14 protein-coding genes are annotated in these 20,024 nt (G+C 55.1%); 9 read left to right on the forward strand and 5 right to left on the reverse strand.

Annotated elements, in window-relative coordinates:
* Window positions 1-512 precede the first annotated feature (512 nt).
* The 3 genes from VEH04_13195 to VEH04_13205 all read right to left on the reverse strand — a co-directional run bounded on the left by VEH04_13195 (window position 513) and on the right by VEH04_13205 (window position 6,519).
* Complete coding sequence (locus VEH04_13195) at window positions 513-1,859, reverse strand: glycoside hydrolase family 43 protein (protein HYG23733.1); 1,347 nt, start codon at window positions 1,857-1,859, stop codon at window positions 513-515.
* A gap of 1,013 nt (window positions 1,860-2,872) precedes the next feature.
* Entirely contained in the window at window positions 2,873-4,390 is a 1,518-nt protein-coding gene (locus VEH04_13200) for a helicase-related protein (GenBank protein HYG23734.1), read from the reverse strand.
* Window positions 4,391-5,181: 791 nt separating this feature from the next.
* On the reverse strand, window positions 5,182-6,519 hold the full coding sequence (locus tag VEH04_13205) for an ATP-binding protein (GenBank protein ID HYG23735.1): 1,338 nt from the start codon (window positions 6,517-6,519) through the stop codon (window positions 5,182-5,184).
* A 24-nt stretch (window positions 6,520-6,543) separates the two neighbouring features.
* Here VEH04_13205 and VEH04_13210 point away from each other — a divergent pair, with 24 nt between their 5' ends.
* Window positions 6,544-6,801, forward strand: a complete 258-nt coding sequence (locus tag VEH04_13210) for a hypothetical protein (GenBank protein ID HYG23736.1) — start codon at window positions 6,544-6,546, stop codon at window positions 6,799-6,801.
* A gap of 594 nt (window positions 6,802-7,395) precedes the next feature.
* Here the strand turns inward: VEH04_13210 and VEH04_13215 are convergent.
* Window positions 7,396-8,424 carry a hypothetical protein gene (locus VEH04_13215; protein HYG23737.1) on the reverse strand — a complete coding sequence of 343 codons (1,029 nt, stop codon included), beginning with the start codon at window positions 8,422-8,424 and terminating at the stop codon, window positions 7,396-7,398.
* A 515-nt stretch (window positions 8,425-8,939) separates the two neighbouring features.
* Here VEH04_13215 and VEH04_13220 point away from each other — a divergent pair.
* Both VEH04_13220 and VEH04_13225 read left to right on the forward strand, forming a co-directional pair.
* Window positions 8,940-11,402: a copper-translocating P-type ATPase gene (locus tag VEH04_13220; protein HYG23738.1), complete on the forward strand. Its 2,463-nt coding sequence runs from the start codon at window positions 8,940-8,942 to the stop codon at window positions 11,400-11,402.
* Complete coding sequence (locus VEH04_13225) at window positions 11,399-11,998, forward strand: sigma-70 family RNA polymerase sigma factor (GenBank protein ID HYG23739.1); 600 nt, start codon at window positions 11,399-11,401, stop codon at window positions 11,996-11,998. Before VEH04_13220 ends, VEH04_13225 begins: the two co-directional genes overlap by 4 nt.
* A 336-nt stretch (window positions 11,999-12,334) precedes the next feature.
* Here VEH04_13225 and VEH04_13230 read toward each other — a convergent pair whose 3' ends face one another.
* Window positions 12,335-12,748 carry a hypothetical protein gene (locus VEH04_13230; protein ID HYG23740.1) on the reverse strand — a complete coding sequence of 138 codons (414 nt, stop codon included), beginning with the start codon at window positions 12,746-12,748 and terminating at the stop codon, window positions 12,335-12,337.
* 332 nt (window positions 12,749-13,080) lie between these two features.
* On the opposite strand from VEH04_13230, the gene VEH04_13235 reads away from it, so the two are divergent.
* The 6 genes from VEH04_13235 (at window position 13,081) to VEH04_13260 (ending at window position 20,010) form a co-directional block, all read left to right on the forward strand.
* Window positions 13,081-13,788, forward strand: coding sequence for a prepilin-type N-terminal cleavage/methylation domain-containing protein (locus VEH04_13235; GenBank protein ID HYG23741.1), 708 nt, complete (start codon window positions 13,081-13,083; stop codon window positions 13,786-13,788).
* A gap of 93 nt (window positions 13,789-13,881) precedes the next feature.
* Window positions 13,882-16,080, forward strand: a complete 2,199-nt coding sequence (locus tag VEH04_13240; GenBank protein HYG23742.1) for an autotransporter-associated beta strand repeat-containing protein — start codon at window positions 13,882-13,884, stop codon at window positions 16,078-16,080.
* Window positions 16,081-16,224: 144 nt separating this feature from the next.
* Window positions 16,225-17,010: a hydroxypyruvate isomerase gene (gene hyi, locus VEH04_13245; GenBank protein HYG23743.1), complete on the forward strand. Its 786-nt coding sequence runs from the start codon at window positions 16,225-16,227 to the stop codon at window positions 17,008-17,010.
* 31 nt (window positions 17,011-17,041) lie between these two features.
* A complete protein-coding gene (garR, locus tag VEH04_13250; GenBank protein ID HYG23744.1) occupies window positions 17,042-17,929 on the forward strand; it encodes a 2-hydroxy-3-oxopropionate reductase in 888 nt (295 codons plus the stop codon).
* Window positions 17,930-17,952: 23 nt separating this feature from the next.
* Window positions 17,953-19,224: an MFS transporter gene (locus tag VEH04_13255; GenBank protein HYG23745.1), complete on the forward strand. Its 1,272-nt coding sequence runs from the start codon at window positions 17,953-17,955 to the stop codon at window positions 19,222-19,224.
* 9 nt (window positions 19,225-19,233) lie between these two features.
* Entirely contained in the window at window positions 19,234-20,010 is a 777-nt protein-coding gene (locus VEH04_13260; protein ID HYG23746.1) for an aldolase/citrate lyase family protein, read from the forward strand.
* Window positions 20,011-20,024: the final 14 nt, after the last annotated feature.

A 20,024-nucleotide genomic window follows, 5' to 3' on the forward strand; every position in this document is an offset into this window, starting at 1 on the left:
ATCACACCACATATCTTGCTTTGTTCTCGGCGAAAGTTGTCCCTATAGTGCAACGCCCACGCCTTACCGCTTACGAAAGAGTTGCCATCACCGGGTAGAATTGGGGCAAAGCTGAAACGCTGAAGGCTAATGGAATGCAAAGGGGTCGCATGTGGGCGCTGCGAGAAGCGTCGATTCCTTGCGAGCTGAAAACGGCTCAGGAAAACGCGCCTAACGATCAAAAGCGGGATCGTTTTCGGAGCATCTGTCTGCGATCAAACGAGATGCCTTGGTGACAGGAGACACACGGTAGGTTGCTTAAGCTGTGAAATGTACAAAAATCAGATGTGACACGGGGCGCAGAGTCTCTGCGCGCAGGCGAGGTGTCCGGAGGTGCTGGTCATTCTGTTCCGTTGCGTTTAACGCGCCAGACTTTACCGGCATTCCGTGATGCAACCTTCCGTGCAGCTGGCGCCGGACGGTGATCGCAGAAAAGGTTCACTGCAACCCTCTCACCTTTTAGAGATGCGCGGCTATTCAAATTTCCATTCGTCGAGGTTCATCAGCGGCTTGTCATCGCCGAAGAATTTCAGATACAGATCGTGCACACCTCTGGCGCGCGTGATTCTGCAGGATTGAGTCTCCCATTTGTCCAGGGCGCCCGTGGAGTTGACCTTGAGCGTGCCGATTGGAGTGCCCGTTTCACTGTCGAGACGGAGAACAATAGTTGCGCCCTCTTCCACAGTCGCCACGCTCGCGAGAAAATTAGTCGCGCCCCGGTCGCCAAAGTCGACGCCTTTGATCTTGATGTATGCGCCGTTCTCGGTTGCGTTCACGTAAACACCCGCCTTGCCCAACCGCGGGGTTGTCTTGATTCCTCGCGAATAGCAGATCGTCGCGGCTTCAACTTGCGCGTAAGGATTGAAAGCGCCGACCTGCGCAACGCCTTCGTCGTTCCACCACGGAAGCTTCGGAATCGTCCCGTCAGAATTGTAAGTCATTTCGGCGACGCAGACCGAACGCCGTTCGCGCTTCACAGGCGCAATCTCCCAGTTGAGCTTGTAATGAAATCCGAAAATGTAGGACTTGCCTTTGAACTCGATGATGCCCGGATGATTCCCGTCGGACAACCTGTTGGGATCCATGATTTGTCCCGTGAATGGCCACGGTCCCGTTGGACTATCGCTCATGGAATAGCCGATGCCTTCCGGGCAGCAGGTGGAGGCGTAAGCCATGTAATAATGGCCGTTTCGCTTGTAGAACCACGGGCCTTCCTGGTAGTTCCTTGGCTTCACGGATGACTTCACCACTTCGCCGGAATACGAAATCATGTCCTCATTGAGCTTCACGTAATAGAGATTTGGATTGCCCCAATACAGGTAGGCCTGGCCGTCATCATCGATGAACACCGTTGGGTCAATGTCTTCTCGGCTGTTCGAGATCAACGGCTTTCCGATCGCATCCACAAACGGCCCTGTGGGACTGTCTGAAACCGCCACGCCAATCGACATGGTGCCATTCCGCTTCTGGGCTGCGGTGCTGAAGAAATAGAATTTCCCGTTCCGGAAGATGCATTGCGACGCCCAGGCGCTGTTCTTCACGGCCCAACTGAATGTCTCGGTGGAAATCACCGCCCCCCGATCCGTCCAATTCACCATGTCGGTTGAAGTGAAACATTTCCAATCGAACATCTTGAATCCCGTGGCGTCGTCTTCGTCATGGCCGGTGTACAGATAAACCACGCCGTCGTGCACCAGGGGCGCAGGATCGGCGGTAAAGGACGTTTGCACGATTGGGTTGTCGCCCCGGCATGTCGTTCCGAACATGGCGCTGGAAGCGACCAGCATTGCCGCGGTTGGTTTCCAAATTCTCGTAATCATGAGCCTCTGCATCGCTGGTTAATCGGGTTCTGTCAGGCGCGAATCATCGGAATCCCTTGGTTGTATCGAATGAAGGCTGGATCGTTCCGTCTGATCCGAAACAAAAACGCGGGATAACAGGGAACAAAATGAACGCTTCCCGGCGGATTGCAGGATGCGGGACGGACTGTTCTTCTTCATATTGCCGAAACCAAGCATTTCACCCTGCCGGACGAGCGGGCAACTGTGTGCAACCTGCGGACATCTCGGTGCCAACCGCGATCATGCGCAAAACAGGAACGAGGACGAATAGGCTAAACGTCATATTGTTGTTTATATTGGCGCGAATCGAGACCGTAGAACGCGCGCGCGGCGCCGCGCAGGCGTGTGACACCGTCCGAACTTCTAATCCTCAGCGGTCTCTCCTAAATGCAATGGGGTCGCGTCTAAAGAGTGGACAAATGAGAATTGATGTCCGAGAGCAGCCAAGTGCAGGTGAGAATGTAAAACATTTAGACGCGACCCCATTGCGTTTTTTGGTCCGGAGCGCCAGAGGTTCGTTGCGAAGCTTCAGAAGCAATTGTCAACGTTTTAGATGCGACCCCATTGCGCGTTTTTTGGAATATGTGGTTCAACGCCTGAACAAACGAAAGGCACAACGAGAAGCGAACAGTTCAGGTGACGTCCGACTGTAAACCGATGCCGATACTGCGAAGATGCACTTGGTTCAAGCAGCACGGGAGTTAGCTGTATCGAGGGCTGACGAGTTCGACGTACATGGCCGAACGAACGCACTTCGGAAAGTCGGAGCGAATGCGATCCTTTCAAGGGAAGGCAAAGTGGCTTCTCCTTGGCATATTTCCTCATAGAACCACTCGGCACCACAGACGAGCAAGGCGACCAACTGCGCAAGGATTTATCCTGAGGCGGTTTGTAGCCGGTCAACGTTTAATTCCACCAGTGAGAGCATAGCACTTAAAATCTACCACCGCAGACCAGCAGTATTTTCAGACTCAGCCCAGGAAAAGAACAAATTACGCATCGATCGCGGCTGAAATGCTTTTCAAAGCCAACTGAGATTCTTCGATTGCTAGACGTTCTACGGCACAGGCTTTCGTTAACAATTCATCAGGCAGGAATTCGTCGAACTTTTCGAAGTTACGAGGCGTCACCCGAGAGCCTAGTTGCTGTGCTGTTATCCTGCTGTTCGCGAGCTTCTTCACGAAATCTCGAAATTCGCTGATACCGGGAACCGGCAGCCAGAGTGACAGGCGATCCGTTTCGCAGTTTACACCATTCAATTCAGCCATAATAGCGAGGGTGCGCAGACATCGTGTTCCAACCCAGGGAAACCAGCGCACTCCTCTTGGGGCGAGCAGCACATCTGACGCGTTCAGGCCGACCGTCGCCGCGACATGGCGGGCGGTCCGCAAGAGTTCACGGGCGGCAATGTCGAGATAAGCGGGTTCATCGCCCGCCAGAAGAACGGTCTTAATTTCCTGAACGACGCGAGTATGTAGATCGCCTCCATTGCCGAGGAAGACGGGAATCTTCCCGCCTTTGGCAGGTGTAACCCACACTGTCTTGGTGGCTGTATCGATTTCTTCCACCAGCCAACGCTTGCCCGCCAGGACAACGAGTTGGCCTGCGGGCGGCAGAGCATCAAGCGGCAGTTCGCCAATCTCAGATTTGTCGTGCCGCACGGTGAACATCTCAGTGCTCTTGAATGCCGCGTAAAAATCGTGGGCGGAAGTAATGCGTTCAGCGGCGGGGGTGAGAATGATCTCACTGGTTGGAATCTGTTCGATGAGTTGCTTCGTCGCCAGGGTCCGGAGCAACAATACAAAGTCGGTTGCTGAAACGGAACGAAACGGGCCTCTCACCGCAAGGGATTCATGGAGATTCGAGGCCGACATTCCTCCCGTTTGCTTCAAATGGCTGAACACTTGATGCACAAGTGTGCTCAGGTGCATCTTCTGCGTTTCCGTCGGTTCAAGCCACTTTTGCTGCATCAGCCGTGTCAGAGCAATACTGCGGAGCAGATCGGGAAAGAGCAGGTCGGTTAGCCGACTGCCCGCGTGAGGTGATTCCTCACGCGCATATAGTCGCATGATTGAGGACTCGCCCTCACGGCGACCCGAACGGCCGAGTCTTTGGACAAATGATGCAACACTCCAAGGCGGATCAATTTGACCAACGGCTCGCACTGAACCGATATCAATTCCCATTTCGAGGGTGCTGGAGCAAATCGCCGTTGTCGGGACGCCACTTTTTAGCGCGGTTTCGGTTTCCTCGCGGAGTTCTTTGGCGACTGACCCGTGGTGAATCATGAACGGGTCATGAGGCCATTTCTGTTTGGCCACTCGATCATGCACCCGGACCGCGAGTTCCTCGGCAGTTCGTCGAGAATTGACGAAGACAAGATTGGTGGAAGTGGCAAAATTGCGAACGACATCGTCCGCAACATCATCAAGATCATCCGGTGAATCAGATTCGTCGGCTGGTTTTGGTGTGTTATTTTCAGTTCGCGGCGATTCACCGGCGGCGAGCAATTGTTCGGCAGTTTTGTGCCGAACAAACTCCAGGATCTCCGCCGGCGTGAGTCGCGGCGCACAGTTGCCGGCCTTTCGCGCATCGGGTCGCTTCAGCACCGCTTTAAGTGCAAATCGCACCTCCCGCCCCGCGCCGGAATCTTGAACGAGCGTGACAGTTCCCGGTGCATCTGGCGCGAGAAACTGTTTACCCATCTCAGGATCACCGAGCGTCGCGGAAAGGCCGATCAGGCGTGGCTGCCGCCCAGTCGCGGCGCACAATCGCGAGAGTAAGCTGAGAAGATGAACGCCTCGGACGTTGCCGAGAAACGAATGAACTTCGTCCACGACGACAAATTCCAATTCACGATAGAGGCGTGGCACTTGGGCCCCGTAGTTGATGAAATTTGATTCGAGTGACTCCGGCGTAATGAGGAGAATGCCGCCGGGGTTGCGACGGAGAGCTTGTTTGTGGGATGCGGAAACATCGCCGTGCCAGCGATGAACCGGGACTTCCATGCGCTCACACAAGTGATCAAGCCGACCAAATTGGTCATTGATTAGGGCCTTGAGCGGTCCGACGTAGATGGCGCGAACAGAATCATGCGGCCCTGCGGCGAGTGTCGAAATGATCGGGAGAAAGGCCGCTTCGGTCTTGCCGCCTGCGGTGGCCGCGCAGATGAGCAGATGACTGCTACCACCGAGCAGTGTTTGGATGGCTTCGGTTTGAATGGGACGAAGCTGCTTCCAGCCCATCTCCCAGATGGCGCGTTGGACGCCGGGATGCAGGAGGGCGAAAGCGGCCTGACTCATTAGAGTTTGAAGGAGGTTAAGTCTCCGTCTGGTTCGTCTTCGGGGACGACACCGCGCGCCACTTCTTCCTCGACCGAGGCAGGCCCGGCGGGCTTCTGCATGAAGCCGGAGTTTAGAAAGTCCTGCCACTTCTTGTCGGGATTCTGCTCCAGCACGCTCGACAGCCCGACGAAAGAGCGAACAACATCGCGCGGCGTCTTGTAGAATTCAGCCCCCATCGTTTCGTTTGCCTTTTGCAGCACCGCAACCAGCGTGTCGTCCGGCACGAGATATTTCTGTGGATTACCACTGGCGTGGACATGCCGGATGTTGCGCAGAAGAACAAAAAGGTCCTCCGGGGTCAGATTGGCCAGACGGACGACCGGCCCGGAGAAATCCACGACGCCGTCACCGGCGAAGCGGTTTTCGGAAAGTCGGGTGCGGAGCGCTTCGTAGCTGAACAGGCCGCGGCGTTTATCTTCCAGGCATTCATCCGTCCCAGCCAGAAGGAATCCCAATCCGCCGACGCTGCCCTGAAGACAATCATTCAGGATTGTTAGAATCGCCTCGTAGTTTGATTGGCGGGCACGAGAGTTTGGCAGACGATGGGAAAGAACCACCATCTCGTCGAGACCAACAAGCAGCCCGGCGTATCCGGCCAACCGGCAAAATGCCGCCATCAGTTTCAGGCTGTCGTAAAAATTCTCGTCATCAATAATTCGCCGCACGTCGAGTAATTCGCGTGCTTCGGTCTTGGTGCTGAATTCACCCCTCAGCCATCGCAATGCGGCGGCCTGCAATTCATCATTGTGGTCTACGTGTCCCTCGTAGTAACGGGACAGGACCTCTGCAAACTCAAAGCCGCCGACATAATCTTGTAGACTGCGCAGGTCGGCAAGAATTTGCTTTTTTACATCCTCTGGTGTTCCACCCTTCTGCGTCACGGCATGGTGAACCTGCGAAATCCAACCTTCAATGAGATTACGAAGCGCACCACCGTCCGGTTTGCCTTTCGTGGCAAGGTTGCGCATCAATTCCGACCAAAGAGCGCGGGACTGGCCCTGCGTAGCTTGAATGCGGCGTTCCATCGTAAAATCGGCCTGAGCAACAACCAGCCGACGTTGCAACGCAAGCGTGCGAACCAGGTTCACGAAGAAACTTTTCCCGCTGCCAAATCGCCCGACAACTATACGAAATGCTGAACCGCCCTGTTCCACTCGCTCCAAGTCCGAGAGCAGCGCCGCCACCTCCTGCTTGCGTCCGACTTGGATCAGGTGCAGACCGAGCTTGGGCACGAGGCCCGCTTGGAGTGATTGGAGAACTGCGTCACGTTCACGGCGCTTAATCGGTTCGCTCATAGTTCAGGTATTTAGCAGGGAACGATGGACGGTAACGGAATCCTCCCCTTCAAGAAGGAAGTCGCCAAGTTGTTGATCGGCCCATTCGTTGACGGCGTCGAAAACGCTCAGGGGCATGAACTGATGCTCGCGCGCCAGCGATTCGAACTCGGTTCGACTCCAGGAGTCTCTTACGGCGAGGCGCTGCACGATCGGATGCCATTTCGCATCCAAGGATTGGAGCTTGCCCTGCAAAATGGTTGTGAAAGCAATGGGGGAATGGGGTCGCGTCTAAAGAGTTGACAAATCAGAATTGATGTCGGAGAGCAGCCAAGTGCAGGTGAGAATGTAAAACATTTAGACGCGACCCCATTGCGTTTTGTTGGTGTTCCTGGCCTCAAACTATTTGAACAACTTTGGCAACTGAGTAAACGGAACCACATCTTGTGCTGCAATTGCTGAACCGCTGAAAAATTGCATGGGCACGAGGTCGTCCGTTACGCAAATGCAATGGGGTCGCGTCTAAAGAGTTGACAAATCAGAATTGATGTCCGAGAGCAGCCAAGTGCAGGTGAGAATGTAAAACATTTAGACGCGACCCCATTGCGTTTTCCGAGAAGAGGCGCCTTCGTATGGACAAGAAAAGCCCGTCGAAAATCGCTCCATAGATTCAAATTCGAGATCCAAAACGTCGTAAGACACGCGTTTGCAACAGCTTGCTTTGGCGAGACCAGGGGACGTAATCGAATAGCGGAAGCCGGGTTAAGGGGGGATAGCCGGGCAGATGAACACGGATTCGGAAACAGCCGCCTCTACCATTTCTCTGCGACCTCTGCGTGCTCCTGTTAAGCGTCTTCACTCCGTCTCCTGCGGCGGAGAGTTGCTGAATTGCAGACATCACAAACCACGCAAGTCCATGACGAAGATGCCGTGGCCAACGCCAGCGGCTTCCGTCGACTTGGCAAGCTGAAATGCCATGAACCGCCCATCATCGCTCACTACAGGATTGGACGCTCGATAGCCCGGATACTTCGTGAAGAACGTGACCTGCTCATAGGTTCCACTGCCATCCAGCGTCAGCTTGAAGATGTCGGCGAAACGGGAGCCGCGCAGGTTGTGTTTGTCGCATTCCACAAGAATCGCCCTGCCGTCGGGAAAAATGCCCTCGGGCTCGTCATATTGATTTGTTGCGTTGGAGTAGTTCACGACTGCCTTGGATTGCAGATCGATTCCGCAAACCTCAGTTCCCTGATATCCGTAAGCGCTGAAGATCAGTTCCTTCTCGTCGGACGGACGAAAGTTCTGCGTTTCCAGCGTGCAACGAAACGGCAGGTCCCCGCTGTTCACAATCAGGCGGTGGTTCGTCAACTTCGGCTTTCCCCCTTCATAAACAAGGTCCGCCTCCTGCATCCTGGAACTGCCATTTAACATATTCCCGGGATACTGCGCGGCGACATGAGTCCACGCAATGTGCATGCGCTGGCGGGAAACTGCCGGCCCTTCGCTGCACTTCGTTTCCAGCCGGACTGCGGGCTTGTCGAAGTTCTTGTCGAGCACGTACAGGAAGCATTGCACCCGCGCTTCATTCGGGCGCGACGGATCAAACGCATCCGGTCCTGAGAGCAGAACATCTCCATTGGCCAGATACAGGGCGCGGGTGTAGCCGTGATGCGGATAATGCGCGGTGAGGTTGCGGATCGATCGTGACTCAATGTCAATTTCCATGGCGTCGCCAAACGTTTTGGAGAGAAAGAGAATGCGCTTCCCGTCATGCGACCAGTCCGCGCGCTCTCCAAATCCCGTAAGCCGGGTAATGTGCGGCGGCAGATTGTCGGCCGGGTGCGTCGAATCGGCCGCGGCAGCGCGTGGAATATGCGCAATCGTTGCAATGAGTAAACAAGTAGCAAGCGCCTGGCGGGTTTTCATTATCTCTCAAGACGCCAATAACTCGCCGGGGTTTCAAGCCTGGCGAGCTCGCAATGTTGTGCAGCTGTTTAGAGCCTGTCTGAAATCCCTCGCCGCAGCACCCCACTTATTTTTCAGCCAGCCTCTTACAATAGAAAAATTTGATGCCGAAGGGCGCGAACAATTCCCGCCCATCGATTCGGACTTGAACATACAGGCGGTGGAATCCGCTCCGATCGGGCTTCAGGTGGAAAGCAATTTCAGGCCCGCCGCGCTCGGCCTTGGATTTAGGCTCGGGTCCATGGGGATGAACGCTCATTGTGCACAATTCACCGGTTGCCGCCGTTGTCGAAAGAGTGTGATGATCTGCGTTCGCATATGCCACGTAGACGCAGCCCTCTCGAAAATCTTACCACCCGGCTTTTGCCGCCACGATGCGACGAGCCCAGCCATGGGAAGCGTTCGAGCCTGAGCGGGTGTCCGCGACGGCGGAAAATCTATATGTAAGATCCGGTGATATGTTCCGTCTACCCGGTATGAAACACGATATTCATGCGAACGACCATTCGCGAGGCAGTGCGCCCGCAAAAACGCACTCCCACCACCAGCACGGTTACAGCGAAACCAGCGAGGAGCAATTTGCGAAGACTTCGTGCTGCAAGAGCAAAGGGACAAACGCGGCATCACCAACGCCCACTGGTAGCCCTGGATCGTGCTGCGACTCGGACGATAAACACAAGCATCCGCATCAACACAGCGTTCAGCCACCAGCCGCAGCTGAATATTTCTGCCCCATGTGCGAAGGCGTCGTAAGCGACTCGCCCGGGGATTGCCCAAAATGCGGCATGGCTCTGGAGCGCAATCCGGCTTTTCGGGAACCCACTCACACAGTCTGGACTTGCCCGATGCATCCTGAGATCGCGCAGGATCACCCCGGCGACTGCCCGAAATGCGGGATGGCGCTGGAACCAAAAACCGTAACGGGGAGTTCGCCGGACGAGAAAAACCACGAACTCCGCGACATGACATGGAGGTTGAGGGTTGGTGCGGTATTAACCGTGCCGGTTTTCATTCTCGGCATGCTGCATCTAATCCCCTCGCTCGCTGATGTCGCGAACGCTCCTTGGAGCCGGTGGGTGCAGTTTGCGCTCTCCACACCCGTCGTTCTCTGGGTCGGATGGCCATTGTTGACGCGCGGCGTTCGCTCTCTCCGCAATCGGCACTGGAACATGTTTACGTTGATTGCGCTCGGGGTCGTTGCCGCCTGGGCCTACAGCGTGGTTGCTCATTTTTTTCCAGCGATCTTTCCTCCTGCGATGCGTCACCACGGGATGATTGACCTGTACTTTGAGGCTGCGGCCGTGATTGTCGTTTTCGTCCTTCTCGGCCAGGTGCTTGAGCTTAGGGCTCGAGCCCGCACGTCCGGTGCAATCAAGGCGCTGTTGAATTTAGCGCCTGCGACAGCCATTCAAATAACCGAGCACGGCGACGAAGAAGTGCCGCTTTCGAAGATTACGGCCGGCGACCGCCTTCGCGTTCGTCCAGGCGCAAAGATTCCAGTTGATGGATTCGTTGAGGAAGGGCGGTCTTCTGTTAACGAGTCAATGCTCACAGGGGAATCGATTCCTGTTGAGAAATCGATCGGTGACCCCGTCAAAGGCGGCACGGTGAATTCAACCGGCAGCTTCATCATGCGCGCCGACAAGGTTGGAGCAGATTCATTGCTCGCGCGTATTGTGCAAATGGTTGCATCGGCTCAACGGAGTCGCGCCCCGGTGCAGGGGCTCGCTGACAAGGTGGCAGCGGTGTTCGTTCCAGCAGTTGTGGCCATTGCGGCTCTTACGTTCGTCTTGTGGTATTTCTTTGGGCCAGAACCGCGTCTTGCATATGCGATCGTCAACGCGGTAGCCGTGCTCATCATCGCATGCCCTTGCGCCCTCGGACTGGCGACGCCGATGTCGATCATGGTCGGGGTTGGCCGGGGCGCGCAGGTGGGTGTTCTGGTTAAGGATGCCGAGGCGCTTGAGTCGCTGGGAAAAGTTGACCACGTTGTCATCGACAAGACAGGCACGCTCACAGAAGGTCAGCCGGAGCTCGTTGAGATTGTTACCTGGAGTGGAACCGACGAAAGGAGACTGGTGCAGTTTGCAGCGTCTGTAGAGATAGGCTCAGAGCATCCGCTCGCTTCGGCAGTAGTCCGCGGCGCGAAAGCGCGAAACATCGAACTGTTGGATGCAGACGAGTTTCACTCAATAACTGGCGGCGGAGTGGTCGCGCGGGTAAATAGTTCGTCCGTGCTGATCGGTAAGGTGGCGTTTCTCCAGTCCGATGGCGTCTCAATTCCTGACGCGGCTCGCGCCCGAGCTCAAGCATTGCAGGAAAATGGAAATACCGTCCTGTTCTGCGCGATCGACGGACGTTTGGCGGGACTTCTGGCGGTTGCCGACCCGATCAAAGCCACAACACGCGAAGCCCTTCAGGAGCTTCGATCTCTTGGGATCAAAGTCATCATGGCAACGGGCGACAACCGGCATACCGCGGAGGCGGTTGGAAAGCAGCTCGGTATTGAACACGTCAGAGCTGAGGTGAGCCCGGCGGATAAGATCCACCTCGTCCAGGAGTTGCAGGCGAATGGCGCTCAGGTTGCAATGGCGGGGGACGGTATAAACGACGCTCCCGCTCTCGCCGCAGCTCGGGTCGGGATTGCGATGGGCGCGGGAACCGACGTCGCGATGGAAAGCGCTGGATTGACCCTTCTCAAAGGTGATCTGCGAGGCCTCGCGAAGGCCGTTCGCCTGTCTCGTGGGACAATGCGGAACATCCGCCAAAATCTGTTCTTTGCGTTCGCTTACAACACGCTGGGAGTGCCAATCGCGGCAGGGGTTCTCTATCCTGTCTTTGGTCTGCTCCTCAGCCCGATCCTTGCCGGTGCGGCCATGAGCTTGAGCTCCGTCAGCGTTATCGCGAATGCTCTCCGCCTTCGGAGAATCGCCTTATGATCTCCGCGCAAGCGATTGCGACGCCCAGATTGCGGGGGTATGTTGGGGCCGTGGAACGGCCTGCAACTACAATCGACCCGATACTCGCGCGCCAAGCGGAGTTTCGGGCCTTTCTTATTTCGCGGCTCGGCAGTGAAGCGGACTCCGGGGATGTATTGCAAAACGCGTTGATGAAAGCTCTGCGAAGCGCCAACGAACTGCGGGACGAAGAAAAGGTCATTGCATGGTTCTATCAGGTCCTTCGGAATGCCATCGTAGATCATGTCCGGAGCCAGCAATCGAGAAAGCTCCGGGATGATTCATGGGCCGCCAATGCGGCAACGCTCCAGGACAATGAGCTGGAGAAGCTCGCCTGCCGGTGTGTTGATACCCTGATCGATGATCTTAACCCTCGCGAGGCAGAATTGGTTCGCCGAATCGAACTGGGTAATGAGCAAGTGGCGGAAGCCGCAAAGTCAGCCGGAATATCGCCGAACAACGCAAGCGTCACACTCCATCGAGCACGAAAGAAATTGCGTGAAGGCCTGGAGCATTTCTGTGGCGAGTGCTCAACAGGAGCGTGTCTGAACTGCGACTGCCCGCCTCACAAAGAATGAGAAACAGGGCAGGCTCGAACTGCGTTCCTTTTGTCGTTCATCACACTGCCGGCGGACGCGACTGCGGCTTTGTTTGCGGGAAACCAATCCACAATTTCGGACACGCCTTGGCCGTTGCCAGTCCAACCCATGGCATTGCCTGATTCGTTAACTCACCGCTGTGTCGCACCGCGACGCCCGCTCGCTTCACTTCTTCGACTGCATTCTTCACCTCAAACGGGCGCAAGTTAATGGGTGTCGCGTTTCGCTGTTCCCAGCGCTGACAAATTTGCGGCAACTGAGAAGACGGGAAACAAGTGATCGTCCGCGTTTCGGCGTTGAGTCAGCCGATTGCCTTTATGGCAATCCCAGCGCTTGTGCGATACTGTTCAGAATAGTTTCGGATTGAGTTTTCATGAGTTCTCTATTGTTTCCTTCAACTCGGAAGTAGACCTCAACTTCGGTGGCCTCCTCTCCGGTTTCATGAAGCCAGATTCCCACGAGTTCGCCTCCCGATTTTCCGGCTGATTCCGCCTCAATGAAGCCGTTTGCTTCGTTGAGGCTTTTGATGACGAGTCCCTTTTGCTTAACCATCCGCAATGCGGAATCCCAGACCACTCCGTAAGGCGCCGCAAATATCCGTTTCGGTCCGATTCCCTCGTTTTCGGCCATCGGGGTGTCATCGCCGATTGTGCTTGCGGCAATGGGAAATTCGGAACTTCTGCAGCCGCAAAGGATAGCGACAGCGATCAGGAATAACTGAATTTTCATTGTCCTTATTTGCGAAAAGTTTGCTTCCGAAAAAAGGCAAAACTGCCGGCGTGAAGTTTTTTAAGTTTTCCCTTGCCTGCGCCTGATGGCTATAGGTATGTTTGATATATCACGAATGAGCGCCTCACTTTTAACATGTGGAACCTCGAAGTGCATTCCGACAAAGTTCTCTCCCGTTTTTCGCATGTGCATCAGTGCGGAAACACACTGCGGCTGACTCTGGACTGAACGCCCGTCACCGAGTGCAACGTCAAGACACTATTCGAATTATGAACCGGAAAATGAGCATCAACTACGTGCGTGACTTTGGACGAGTGTCGCATGAGAGAAAAATGAAGAGAGGGGCGGCATTCACGCTGATTGAACTGCTGGTGGTGATCGCTATTATTGCCATTTTGGCGGCCATGCTTTTGCCGGCTTTGGCGAAGGCGAAACAAAAAGCTCAAAGAACTTCGTGCGCCAATAATCTGAGGCAGTTCACGCTGGCATTCACGATCTTCGCCATGGATGCGAAGGACAAGTTTCCCTGGGACGCTTCAATCATGGATGGAGGGGTTCAAAAGCCCAACAACTATGGAAACGTATTAATCGTCTCGTTGTTCAACACGGTTTCAAACCAACTGCCCACGCCTTTCATCACGGCATGCCCTGCTGACAAAGCGGCCGTTCCCGTCCGGAGCTGGGCAGAGTTCGATAAAACCAATACCAGCTACGCGGTGTCGTTAGATGCGAAACCTAAATACCCGCAATCGATTTTATGGATCGACAAGAATTTTTGGCCGGCATCGCCCAGAAAGCATTACATCTCCAAAACGCCTGTGGGTGACGGGGACACTGCGTCCGTCAATCAGATTGCTTGGGACAACAAGACCCACGTGAGATCAGGCAATTTTTCTCAGGCGGATGGCAGTGTTCAGCAGGTCAACATCCCCGGCTTGCAGACCGCCTTCACGAGCTATCTCGATGCTGTGGGCACCGATAATTACGCGAGCCGGATTACAAAAATGCCATTCAATCAAGTCTATATGCTGCAGGACTGACGGGCTCTGCGCTCCAGACTGTCTTACCCCCAGGCCGGTTTAATGTCTCCGACAGAATGTCGCCACCCCCCGGTGACTCAAACAAAACAACCCATGAAAAAACATATTGATCCACAGGCAAGGATTCCCAGGGCGTTTCTCGCAACGGCTGCGCTCCTTATCCTAACCACGCGTGCGTTCGCGGTCGATTTCCAATGGACCGGCTCGGCGGCCAACGGGTATTGGGGCGACGCAAACAATTGGTCACCGCTGGGTGTTCCAAATGATGGGGTTAATGACACGGCCACACTTCCGAGAATTGGTTTCACCAATATCGTGCTTGCAGACGCTAACGGCATGCCGGCCTCGTATGTCGTTACTAATCTTGTAATCAACTCGACGAACGAAGCGGTTGCTAATGTTGTCACGATCCCGGCTGGCCAGTCCCTTCAAACCACTTTTTTTCTTCTAGGTCCCGGAGATCTCGAAGAACTGGCTACTACGCACTTCAGGGTGTCCGGCGAAGGAGAATTGAGAATCACGCCTTCAAATCAAAGAAGTGACGAGGTGGTTCGAATCGGAAGAAGTTCAAGTGGTCCGGGCAACATCGCAACTTTGGATCTTTCCGGTCTGAACAGCTTCTATGTGACCAACAGCGGACGTTTCGTCATCGGCGATAAAAGCGGGGACGGAATGCCGGGAACAATCATTCTAGCCACGAACAGCACGATTTCCACCACCGAGTTCGATCTCGGATTCGATCCCGCTGGGATGGAAACCATCCTGTTGGGTGTCGGCACCAACAGGCTTCAGGGGACGATCCGGATGGCGGTTGGAACGGCTGGCATGGGGACGATCAAGTTTCAGGACGGTGACACCAACGGTGTTGCCATTTTCCGCAACCGCGCTGGCACCGGAAAGATGGATATTCAAATGCAGCAGTCCAACAGTGAGTCGACGAATGACGTGACGAACTTGATTGATCTCAGAGGGCACCATGCAGACTTGAACGTCAGACTGTTCCGGCAATCAGCCCTCAATACACTTGGTATTCACACTGGACGAAAAGGAGTGATCGACAACCGTTTTTATTTCGATCGTGGGATATTCAACATGGATAGTGCCTTGTTGGGGTGGGCGGGTGATAACACCAATAACGTGAATCTTTTCAGCATAGGCGGCGGGGCGGTAAACGTCACGGCGGTGAATCAATTTACATCCGTGGCGATCGGCTTGTCGGGAATAGCGCCAGCCACGCTGCATATCGGCGGTGGCAGCCTCACTGTGTTGAACGGGGGGATAGGAAAGTATACGCTGGTCGATACTGCGAATGTCGCCACCTTGATTTTAAACAGTACCAACAGCGCCGATCCTGCCGTGCTTGATATGAACGGGAATTACATTGGGACGGACACCGCTCCGCTGGATATTGTGGAATTCCTGGCAGGGACGCTCAAGAACCTGTCGCAATTCAATGGAGGAAGCAATCTGGTGAAGAGCGGACCGGGGGTCCTGACCTTGTCGGGAACCAATGCATATACCGGCGGAACTGTGGTCGAAAGCGGGACCCTGGTCGTCGACAGCGACGATGCCTTAAGCGATAACACGCCGAGTTTCGCTCTGATGGGCAGCGTTCTCGACGTTTCCGGTCTATCTGGCGGAACTCTGGTGTTGGGTGCGCTGATGCCGCAAACCCTTCAGGGCTCGGGAACAATTCTAGGGAGCCTTGACGTGCGGAACGGTTCAACCCTTTCCCTTGGAAATCCCACCGGGACGCTTACCGTGACGAACGCCGTCACGCTGGCCGGCACGACCATGGTTTCGCTGGATCGAAGTGCGACGCCCAACAGCGGCCGGCTTCAGGCGGCGAACATCACGTTTGGTGGAGAAATCATTGTCACCAATGCGGGCGCGGGATTGCTGGCGGGCCAGAGCTTCCAACTGTTCAGTGGTCCCAGCACCGGGACCTTCGCGTCAGTGAGCCTGCCGGCCACCGATCATAACGGAGCCAATTATACTTGGACTGACAAACTGGCAATCGACGGCACAATTCAGGTGTTGACCTCGTCCGTCACCGGGCCGAACCCTGATCCCACTCCGACGAACATCACGGCCACAGTCACCGGCAATTCAGTCACCCTCGCGTGGCCGGAGAGTCACACCGGCTGGTTGCTGCAGGTCCAGACGAATTCCCTCTCAATCGGGATCAGCCCGGATTGGCACACCATTCCGGGATCGGAAAACAGCAATGAGTTGATTCATAACATTGATCGTTCCCAAGGGAGCGTGTTCTTCCGCCTTGTGTATCCTTGAACGAACCAGGGTAGCGGGTTGAATCAGTTTCAGCGCACGGCCGAAGGTCAATTCCTTCGGCCGGTCTGCTGGATGTGTTCCAGTTCGTTGGGCCCATCGAAGCTTGTGCGAATACGTGAGGAAACGCCCCCAACCAATAAAACAATGCCAAAGTTTGCAGCAAACCTGACCATGCTTTTCACTGAAGCGCCATTCATGGAGCGCTTTGCCCTGGCGCGAAGGGCGGGCTTCACGTATGTCGAATATCTTCTGCCCTATTCCTACGAAGCTAAAGATTTGAAAGCTCAGCTGCGTGAGAACGGCCTGCAACAGGTGCTGTTCAATCTGCCGTGCGGCGATTGGACGGCAGGGGACCGCGGCATTGCCGCTCATCCCGGACGGAAGGACGAGTTTCGCGCCGGAGTAGAAAAGGCCATCAGCTACGCCAAAGCTCTCGGAGTAGCCCGGCTCAATTGTCTTGCCGGCAAGAGAACTTCAGGGTTCACCGAGGAGCAGCATTGGGAAACACTTGCCAGCAATGTTCAGTATGCCGCCGAAGCACTGAGATCGGACGGATTGACGTTGTTGGTTGAGGCCATCAATCACTATGACATTCCGGATTTTTTCCTGCACCGCACAGAGCAAGTGCTGAAGCTGATCGATCAGGTGAAGCAACCCAATGTGCTGATGCAGTATGACATTTATCATGCGCAGCGGGAGGAGGGCGAAATTACCGCAACGCTGCGCCGGAACATCTCGCGGATCGGACACATACAAGTAGCCGACAATCCCGGACGGAATCAGCCTGGCACGGGCGAAATTAATTTTCCCTTTCTGTTCAAGGAACTCGAAACGCTCAGCTACGACGGCTATATCGGGCTTGAGTACGTGCCGAAAGGCCCGAGCGGAGATTCATTCGGCTGGATGAATGAGGCTGGGCATAAGTCGTGAGCGGATCGCGAATAATCGTTCGAATACAACTATGAAAATTGGCTTCATTGGGCTCGGAATCATGGGCAAACCCATGAGCAAAAATCTGCTGAAAGCAGGCTATGAACTCGTGGTTTGCGGACATGTGGCTCGTGGCAACGTGGAGGAACTGGTTGCTGCCGGTGCCCGGGAGGTGGCAACTCCGAAGGAAGTAGCTCAAGAGGTCGACGTTGTGCTCACCATGCTTCCCAACTCACCGCAGGTGATTGAAGTGGTGCTGGGAAAGGACGGCGTGATTGAAGGCGCTCGTCCGGGAATGATTCTAGCCGACATGAGTTCGATTGCTCCACTCGCCAGCCGCGAGCTGGCGGACCGCCTTGCCGAAAAGCAGGTGGAGATGCTTGACGCGCCGGTCAGTGGTGGCGAACCGAAAGCTATCGCGGGAACACTGTCTGTGATGGCTGGCGGCAAGCCGGAGGTTTTTGAGAAATGCCGGCCGATCTTTAATGCCATGGCGGCTTCAGTGGTGTTGACCGGAGATATCGGCGCCGGAAATGTGACAAAGCTGGCCAACCAGATCATTGTCGCTCTGAACATCGCGGCTATGTCAGAAGCGTTGGTGCTCGCCACCAAGGCGGGTGTCTCTCCGGAGCTTGTGTTCCAGGCTGTGCGAGGTGGGCTGGCGGGCAGCGCTGTCCTGGATGCCAAAGCGCCGCTCGTAATGGACCGAAACTTCAAACCCGGTTTCAAAATAAACCTTCACATCAAGGACCTCGCAAACGCCCTGGAAACCGCGCACGAAATCGGGGTCCCGCTTCCTCTGACGGCTTCCGTCATGGAACTGATGCAGACTCTCAAAGTTGACGAGATGGGAGATTCCGATCACGGAGCATTGATCCGCTATTACGAGAAAATGGCGAAGGTTCAAGTTGCGAGATAGATCCCCGGCGCCACGTTTTTAATTTGAAAAAACTAATCAAGAATCGTTGGTGGGTTGTATTCCTTCTGTTCACCGGGACCTTCATTAACGCTTTGGATCGAGGCAGCATTTCGACGGCGGCTCCGTTCATCATGACGGATCTAAAGATTGATCCAGCCATGATGGGCATCATTCTCTCCTCCTTTTTTTGGGCGTACCTGGCATTGAACATTCCTGCTGGAATCCTGGCGGATAAATTTGGCCCCAAAGCCACTTTGGGCTGGTCCGCTTTTATCTGGTCCGCTTTTTCGGCGTTGACCGGACTCGCTACGCAGTTCTGGCATGTGTTGCTTTTCCGAATCGGGGTCGGCGTGGGCGAAGCGGCAATTAATCCGGTGAACACAAAAGTGGTCCGGGCGACGTTCGTATCTGAAGAACGCGGAACTGCGGTCGGAATTTACCTTTCCGGTTTTCGGTTGGGCTTTGCAGCAGCGCCGGTCGTAATGGCTTACCTGATTCAGATCTTCAACTGGCGTTATGCCTTTCTCATAACGGGAATTGGCAGTCTCGGCTGGGTGGCACTCTGGTATTTGACCTATAGCGAGTCCAGGAAGGAGGAATCCGCGAGTGCCAGCGCGTCGAAGAAGATTCCCTGGACGAAGCTGCTGCGTCATCGAAACGTTCTCGGCGTGGTCATGTGCAAGTTTTTCCAGGATTACTCCTTTTATCTTTTTGTGACATGGCTGCCTGCGTATCTCGTAATGGAACGCGGTTTTACGCTTGTCAAGAGCGGTTGGTATTCGGCGTTGCCTTGGATCGCTGCGTTCATGTTTCAACCGGTGGCGGGAAAAATTTCTGACTGGCTGATCAAGCGCGGCTTGACGGTGACGCAATCACGAAAGGGTTGCATCGTGGTGCTCCAGTTCCTGGCGGCTTCGATCGTTTGCGCCGGTTATGTGGATAGCGCGATTCTGGCGGTCTGGATTCTGGCGGCGTGCCTGGCATTCGAATCCGGCGCGAGCGTCGTTCTCTGGGCCGTTTGCGCGGAAGTGGCGCCAAACAAAGCGTCTGCCTCAGTGGGTGGAATCATGAACACGGCCGGCGCTCTCGGCGGCATCCTGGCTCCAATCATTACCGGATTGCTGCTGACGTGGACAGGAAGCTTTCAGTACGCCCTGTTAGTCGCCGGTTGCATGTTCGTTTTCGCGTCGCTTTCCATGTGGTTCGTAGTCGGAAAAGTGGAGACTATTTCACTCGACGACGACGACGCACCCAAAACTTCGGCGTCCGCGCCTCCCGCGGCACAGGCCACCTGAAGAGGTCCGATGAATAACAACCTGAAGCAACGATTAAAGGCAGGCGAAAGCCTGGTCGGAACGATGGTTACTGCGTTCGACAACCCGCAGATTGCCAAGATCGTCAAGCTCTGCGGCTTCGATTGGTTCGTCATCGATTGCGAGCATGGGTCTTTCGATTACAGCAAGGTTGCGAACGTCCTTGCGCTGGCTCGCGAAATTAGAATTCCCGCGATTGTGCGCATCCCTGAAGTTCGGCGCGGGGTGATCCTTAAGTACATGGAAATGGGTGCTGCAGGATTGCTGCTGCCGAACGCCGAAACAGTGGAGCAGGCTGAATTGCTCGTGAGGTACGCCAAGTATGCTCCACTGGGCGATCGAGGAGTCTCGTTGTTTCGGCCGCACAGCGGTTACGAGAAAGTTGAGAACGCTGGTGAATACATGGCGAATACCAATCAGGAAACGGTGCTGATGGTTCAGATCGAGTCGCGGAAAGCCGTGCAGAACGCCGGTGAGATTCTGGCCGTCGAAGGCATTGACGCGGCTTTTGTTGGTCCGAGTGACTTGTCGCAAAGCCTGGGAATTCCCGGACAGTTGGGAAATCCTGAATTCATCAATGCAGTGGATCAGGTGATCGCAGCTGCGAAACAGCAGGGAAAGTATTCCGGCCTTCACGTCATGACCAACACCGAGGCTTTGGACCCGTGGATCGCCAAAGGCATGACCCTGAATCTTTGGTCCAACGAGATTCTTCTCCTTATGCAGGCCGCTCGCGAAGGGTTGGCAAGGTTCAAACGAACGCCATGAGTCACGCAGGAAAA

The organism is Verrucomicrobiia bacterium (genome assembly GCA_035629175.1).
Taxonomy (GTDB): Bacteria; Verrucomicrobiota; Verrucomicrobiia; order Limisphaerales; family DASXHY01; genus DASXHY01.

Excerpts from the sequence above, each read along its gene's own strand:
- VEH04_13195 (HYG23733.1), bottom strand. The coding sequence starts at position 1,859 with ATGATTACGAGAATTTGGAAACCAACCGCGGCAATGCTGGTCGCTTCC.
- VEH04_13260 (HYG23746.1), top strand. The coding sequence starts at position 19,234 with ATGAATAACAACCTGAAGCAACGATTAAAGGCAGGCGAAAGCCTGGTC.
- VEH04_13220 (HYG23738.1), top strand. The coding sequence starts at position 8,940 with ATGAAACACGATATTCATGCGAACGACCATTCGCGAGGCAGTGCGCCC.
- VEH04_13205 (HYG23735.1), bottom strand. The coding sequence starts at position 6,519 with ATGAGCGAACCGATTAAGCGCCGTGAACGTGACGCAGTTCTCCAATCA.
- VEH04_13210 (HYG23736.1), top strand. The coding sequence starts at position 6,544 with ATGGACGGTAACGGAATCCTCCCCTTCAAGAAGGAAGTCGCCAAGTTG.
- VEH04_13225 (HYG23739.1), top strand. The coding sequence starts at position 11,399 with ATGATCTCCGCGCAAGCGATTGCGACGCCCAGATTGCGGGGGTATGTT.
- garR (HYG23744.1), top strand. The coding sequence starts at position 17,042 with ATGAAAATTGGCTTCATTGGGCTCGGAATCATGGGCAAACCCATGAGC.
- VEH04_13215 (HYG23737.1), bottom strand. The coding sequence starts at position 8,424 with ATGAAAACCCGCCAGGCGCTTGCTACTTGTTTACTCATTGCAACGATT.
- VEH04_13230 (HYG23740.1), bottom strand. The coding sequence starts at position 12,748 with ATGAAAATTCAGTTATTCCTGATCGCTGTCGCTATCCTTTGCGGCTGC.
- VEH04_13235 (HYG23741.1), top strand. The coding sequence starts at position 13,081 with ATGAAGAGAGGGGCGGCATTCACGCTGATTGAACTGCTGGTGGTGATC.
- VEH04_13240 (HYG23742.1), top strand. The coding sequence starts at position 13,882 with ATGAAAAAACATATTGATCCACAGGCAAGGATTCCCAGGGCGTTTCTC.
- hyi (HYG23743.1), top strand. The coding sequence starts at position 16,225 with ATGCCAAAGTTTGCAGCAAACCTGACCATGCTTTTCACTGAAGCGCCA.